The 4,676-nt window shown below is 73.4% G+C and carries 5 protein-coding genes; 2 read left to right on the top strand and 3 right to left on the bottom strand.

Features of this window, described 5'->3' with window-relative positions; genetic code table 11:
- From SACSA_RS26795 to SACSA_RS0112195, 3 genes are all read right to left on the bottom strand, one after another.
- The coding region (locus SACSA_RS26795) for a hypothetical protein (RefSeq protein ID WP_232212941.1) at nt 1-217 on the bottom strand (217 nt) is incomplete at its 3' end.
- Nucleotides 214-1,854, bottom strand: coding sequence for a carbamoyltransferase family protein (locus SACSA_RS0112200; protein ID WP_019816211.1), 1,641 nt, complete (start codon nt 1,852-1,854; stop codon nt 214-216). The genes SACSA_RS0112200 and SACSA_RS26795, both read right to left, overlap by 4 nt.
- 181 nt (nt 1,855-2,035) lie before the next feature.
- The gene (locus SACSA_RS0112195; protein WP_028661814.1) at nt 2,036-3,007 is read right to left on the bottom strand and encodes an NAD-dependent epimerase/dehydratase family protein; all 972 of its coding nucleotides are present in this window, start codon (nt 3,005-3,007) and stop codon (nt 2,036-2,038) included.
- 62 nt (nt 3,008-3,069) lie between these two features.
- On the opposite strand from SACSA_RS0112195, the gene SACSA_RS0112190 reads away from it, so the two are divergent.
- Nucleotides 3,070-3,939 carry a polysaccharide pyruvyl transferase family protein gene (locus tag SACSA_RS0112190; RefSeq protein WP_028661813.1) on the top strand — a complete coding sequence of 290 codons (870 nt, stop codon included), beginning with the start codon at nt 3,070-3,072 and terminating at the stop codon, nt 3,937-3,939.
- Nucleotides 3,936-4,676, top strand: a 741-nt coding sequence (locus SACSA_RS0112185; RefSeq protein WP_019816208.1) for a glycosyltransferase family 2 protein, incomplete at its 3' end; no start/stop codon positions are given. The genes SACSA_RS0112190 and SACSA_RS0112185, both read left to right, overlap by 4 nt.

The following is a 4,676-nucleotide window of genomic DNA, read 5'->3' as shown; positions in this document are numbered from 1 at the left end:
GCCGCCGAGGCGGGCGGTCGTCGACCACGATGATCTCGGCGGGAGCCGGGCCCCGGCCCGCGTCCAGACCGCGCAGCAGCGTGGTCAGCAGGGCGCGGCCCGTGGTCGGGACCACGACGGTGTAGTCCGCCGCGTTCGCCGGGGAGGCGGTGTGGTCCCCGGTGGCCGCCGGGGTGGTGTGCCCGGCCGCGTCTGCCGTGTCCCGGGGCGCGTTCACGCGGTCCACCCGTCCCTGCTGATCGCGAACGGGCCGATCGCGAGCAGGTCGACCGGGGCCGAGGCGAAGCACTCCAGCGCGTGCCCGGGGTCGTCGACCATCGGCCTGCCCGCCGTGTTGAGACTGGTGTTGACCACCGCGGGCAGGCCGGTGAGGCCCTCGAAGGCTTCCAGCAGGTCCGCCACCAGTGGTTCGTCGGCCCGGTCGACCGTCTGCACGCGGGCCGTGCCGTCGACGTGGGTGACGGCGGGGAGGCGGTCTCGCCACGCGGGGGCGACATCGTGCACGAACAGCATGTACGGGCTCGGCAGCGGTCCGCGCCCGAACACCTCGGCGGCGCGCTCCCCGCGCACCATCGGCGCGACGGGGCGGAACTGTTCGCGCCCCTTGACGTCGTTGAGCCGGTCCAGGTTCTCGGCCCGTCCGGGGTGTGCGAGCAGTGAGCGGTGGCCGAGGGCGCGCGGGCCGAACTCGGAGCGGCCCTGGAACCAGGCCACGATCTTGTCGTCGGCCAGTGCCCGCGCGGCGGTGGCGGCGATGTCGGGACAGCGCCGGTACGGCACCCGGGCGCGGCGCAGCCAGTCCTCGATCTCGTCGTCGGTGAAGCCGCGCCCGAGGTCGGCGCCGCGCATCGGTTCGAGGTCCTCGCCGAAATCGGCGGCCAGTTGCAGGGCCGCCCCGAGTGCCGTGCCCGCGTCCCCTGCCGCGGGTTGCACCCAGATCCGCTCGAACGGGCCGTGCTCGTGCAGGTGTGTGTTCGCGACACAGTTCAACGCCGTGCCGCCCGCGAGCGCGAGATCGGTGTGTCCGGTGCGCGCGTGCAGCCACCGCGCGGTGTCGAGCAGCACCTCCTCGGTGACGCGCTGCACGCTCGCGGCGAGGTCGGCGTGCTCGGGCGCGAGTTCGTCGGAGGCCGACCGTGCGGGGGCGAACCGCTCCCACGGCACCGGCGCGGTGCGGAACCCGCCGTCGCCGGTGGCGAACACCAGCTCGCGCAGCTCGGGCAGGAAGCGGGGGGTGCCGTAGGAGGCCAGCGCCATCACCTTGTACTCGTCGCTGGAGCGCCGGAAGCCGAGGTGGGCGGTGGCTTCCTCGTAGGTCAGGCCGAGCGAGTGCGGCAGCGGCTGCCGGGCGTGTTCGACGAACTTGCCGTCGGCGTACTCACCGGCCACGGAGGACTCCGCTTCGCCGCGTCCGTCCGAGGTCAGCACCGCGCAGTCACCGAACGGGCCGGCCAGTGCCGCCGACGCGGCGTGAGCGAGGTGGTGCCGGACGAACCGGACGGCGCCGGGGTCGAGTCCGTTCAGGGCGGTGGACAGGAAGCGGGGCGCGCGCTGTGCGTACAGCGTGCGCAGCTTCTCCCAGCCGCCCGCGTCGACTCCGTCGAGGGAGGTGTCGACGAGCGCGGGGTCGTAGGAGTAGGCGACGGCGTCCAGCTCGGACGGGTGCAGGCCCGCCTGGTCCAGACACCACCGCGCGGCCTGTTCGGGCAGTTCCCACGCGGCGAACGGCACCGGCGCCTTGCCGTGTTTGCGCCGGCTGAACCGCTCCTCCTCCGCCGCGGCCACGACGCGGCCGTCCACCACGAGCGCGGCGGCGGGGTCGTGGAAGACGGCGTTGATCCCGAGAACGCGCACTCGCACCCACCTCCCGGATCGGTGTGGGATCGCTGGCGCGATCCCTACTATGTCGCTACCCACTGCAGCGACGCTCAAACGGGGACCTGCGTACACCCGCTGTGGTGACACGGTCGTCGTCGCGTCGGCACCCCCTCCGTGCTCGCGCCCACGCACGGATGTCCACGACGCACGGACGTACTCACCGCAGGGACGCCGACGTGCCCCGCTCGGGGCGAGTGGCGGCGAACCATGCCGTCGTACGGCGCAAGCCCTCGTCGAGATCGACCGTCGGCTGCCAGCCGAGTGCCGTGCGTGCCAGTGAGATGTCCGGACACCGTCTCCGGGGATCGTCGGCGGCGGCGGGAACGTGCGTGATCGGCGAGCCGGAGCCGGTGGCCCGCAGCACGCGCTCGGCGAGCGCACGCACGGTGAGCTCGTGCGGGTTTCCGATGTTGACCGGGCCGGTCAGGTCGCTGTCGAGCAGTGCGAGCAGGCCGGACACGGTGTCGTCGACGTAGCACAGCGACCGGGTCTGCTCGCCGCTGCCCGCGACGGTGACCGGGTCACCGGCCAGTGCCTGCGTGACGAACGCCGGGATCATGCGGCCGTCGTCGGCGCGCATGCGCGGCCCGTAGGTGTTGAAGATCCGCGCGAGGGCCACATCGGCGCCGCGTTCGCGCCCGTAGGCGACGGTCAGGGCTTCGGCGTACCGCTTGGCCTCGTCGTAGACGCTGCGTGGCCCGACCGGATCGACGTTGCCCCGGTAGTCCTCCCGTTGCGGGTGCCGCTCCGGGTCGCCGTACACCTCGCTGGTGGAGGCGAGCAGGAACCGGGCGCCCCACCGGAGTGCCAGCCGCAGGGCGTGCTCGGTTCCCGCCGCGCCCGCGCGCAGTGTCTCGACGCCGTTCCTCCGGTAGTCGACCGGTGAGGCCGCCGAGGCGAGGTGCAGCACCGCGTCCACCGGACCCGGGTCCGGGATCGGCTCCGTGACGTCGTGCTCGACGACCGAAAGCCACTCGGGCGGCAGCTCGGAGAGGTGTTCCGGCGACCCGGTCGAAAAATTGTCCACACAGGTCACTCTCTGACCACTGTGGACCAATCGGGTGCAGAGGTGGGAGCCGAGAAAGCCCGCCCCTCCGGTGACCAGGACGTGGCGCGGACGGGAAAGCATACCGGCTCGATTACCCGCGGCCCTCAGTGTGAAACGCTCCGCCGCCGGGTATGAGCACCACCATGCGCGTGCTCGTCACCGGCTGGCCCAGCTTCCTTCACGGCGAAGCGACCGCGGGGGATGTGCTCAGCATGCGCAGGGTCCGCGACGCGCTCGACGGGGCCGGGATCGACACCGACGTCGCCGTCAGCCCCGTGCTGCGCCCTGACGCGCTGCACCTCGACGACGCCGACCCCGCGCGCTACACCCACCTGGTGTTCGCGTGCGGGCCGGTGCACGGCGAGCAGGTGGAGTGGCTGCACCAGCGGTACGCGGCGTGCAGGCGCATCGCCGTGGGCGTCTCGGTCGTCGACCCTTCCTCCCGCGCGGTGGCCGGGTTCCATCGGCTGCTCGCCCGGGACGGTCTCGGCCGGGAGCAGGCCGACCTCGCCTTCGCCGCCGACACCGCCCATACCGCCGTGGTAGGGATCGTCCTCGCGCCCGGACAACACGAGTACGGGGGGCGGCGCAGGCACGAGCAGGTGCACAAGGTGCTGCTGAACTGGGTCACCGAGCGCGACGTGGCCCGCCTGCCGTTGGACACCCGGCTCGACTCCGCCGACTGGCGGCACTGCGCCACCCCGGACCAGTTCGTCGCTCTGCTCGGCCGGGTGGACGTCGTGCTGACCACCCGCCTGCACGGCCTGGTCCTGGCCCTGCGCGCCGGAATCCCGGCGATCGCGGTCGATCCGGTCGCCGGGGGTGGCAAGGTCACCGCCCAGGCGCGCACGCTCGGCTGGCCCGCCCTGGTAGCCGCCGAGCACGTGTGCGCCGAGACCCTGGACCACTGGTGGCGCTGGTGCGCCTCCCCGCAGGTCCGCCGTTACACCGACAAACCGCCCGGAGGCACGGGAACACTGGTCGCCGAACTACTGGGTGAGGTGTTGCGATGAGGACCACGGTCGTGATCGCCACGCGCGACCGCGCCCCCGAGCTGGCGCGCACCCTGATCGAGCTGCTCGCGCAGCGGCCCGCGCCGCCGGTGGTGGTGGTCGACAACGGGTCCGGCGACGACACCGCCTCGCGCGTCCGGCGCGACTTCCCGGACGTGCGCCTGATCCGCAACCCGGAGAACGTCGGCATGGCGGCGCGCAACCTCGGCGTCGAGGCCGCCGACACCCCGTACGTGGCCTTCTGCGACGACGACTCGTGGTGGGAGCCGGGTGCGCTGGCACAGGCAGAGACACTGTTCGACGCCTACCCGCGGCTGGGCCTGATCGCCGGGACCACCCTCGTGGGGGCAGACCGGCGTCCCGACCCCGTGTGCGCCCTGATGGCCGACAGCCCGCTCGGCACCGCCCCGGACGTGCCGGGCCCGCTGGTGCTCGGCTTTCTCGCGTGCTCGGCCGTGGTGCGGCGCTCGGCGTTTCTCGACGCGGGCGGGTTCCACCCGCTGCTGCACTTCGGTGCCGAGGAAACGCTGCTGGCCTACGACCTCGCGGCCCGCGGCTGGGCCCTGTCTTACGTCGACCGCATCACCGCCTGCCACCACCCCTCGTCGGCACGCCCGCCCGCGTCGTGGCGGCGGCGGATCGAGCGCCGCAACCGCGCGCTGATCACGTGGATGCGCCGTCCGGGGGGCGAGTGCCTGCGCGCGGTCGGGCCGTTGCTGCGCGACCCGCTCGCGGCC

It is taken from the genome of Saccharomonospora saliphila YIM 90502 (assembly GCF_000383795.1).
GTDB lineage: Bacteria > Actinomycetota > Actinomycetes > Mycobacteriales > Pseudonocardiaceae > Saccharomonospora > Saccharomonospora saliphila.
This window is presented reverse-complemented; position numbering and strand designations above follow the sequence as displayed.